At 67.9% G+C, this 713-nt stretch carries 1 protein-coding gene; it reads left to right on the forward strand.

Going from position 1 to position 713, the window contains the following annotated elements; all coding sequences use genetic code 11:
- The coding region (locus tag J5J83_RS05880; RefSeq protein WP_212346549.1) for a M24 family metallopeptidase at positions 1 to 713 on the forward strand (713 nt) is incomplete at both ends.

Genomic DNA, 713 nt, shown 5'->3' on the forward strand with positions numbered 1-713 from the left:
TCGACCGAGCGCCACCCGATGGACTACCTCGCCGCCGAACTCATCGCCGCGCGCGGCTGGGCCGGCAAGCGCATCGGCGTCGAACTCGACAACTACTACTTCTCCGCCGCCGCCTACCTGTCGCTGGTGAAGCACCTGCCGCAGGCCCGCCTCGTCGACGCCACCGCGCTGGTGAACTGGCAGCGCGCGGTGAAGTCGCCGCGCGAAATCGAATACATGCGCATCGCCGCACGCATCGTCGAGCGCATGCACCAGACCATCGTCGACACCATCGAGCCGGGCATGCGCAAGAACGAGCTCGTCGCCCGCATCTATTCGGCCGGCATCGAAGGCGCCGACGGCCACGGCGGCGACTACCCGGCCATCGTGCCGCTGCTGCCCACCGGGGCCGACGCCGCAGCGCCCCACCTGACCTGGGACGACAGCCCCATGCTCAGCGGTGCCGGCACCTTCTTCGAGATCGCCGGCTGCTACCGCCGCTACCACTGCCCGCAGTCGCGCACCGTCTTCCTCGGCCGTCCGCCCAAGCACTTCATCGAAGCTGAAAAAGCCGTAGTCGAAGGCATCCACGCCGGCCTCGATGCCGCCCGCCCAGGCAACACCTGCGAGGACATCGCCAACGCCTTCTTCAAGGTGCTCAAAAGCTACGGCATCGAAAAGAACAGCCGCTGCGGCTACCCGATCGGCGCCAGTTATCCGCCCGACTGGGGCGA

The organism is Azoarcus sp. L1K30 (assembly GCF_018122735.1).
GTDB lineage: Bacteria > Pseudomonadota > Gammaproteobacteria > Burkholderiales > Rhodocyclaceae > Parazoarcus.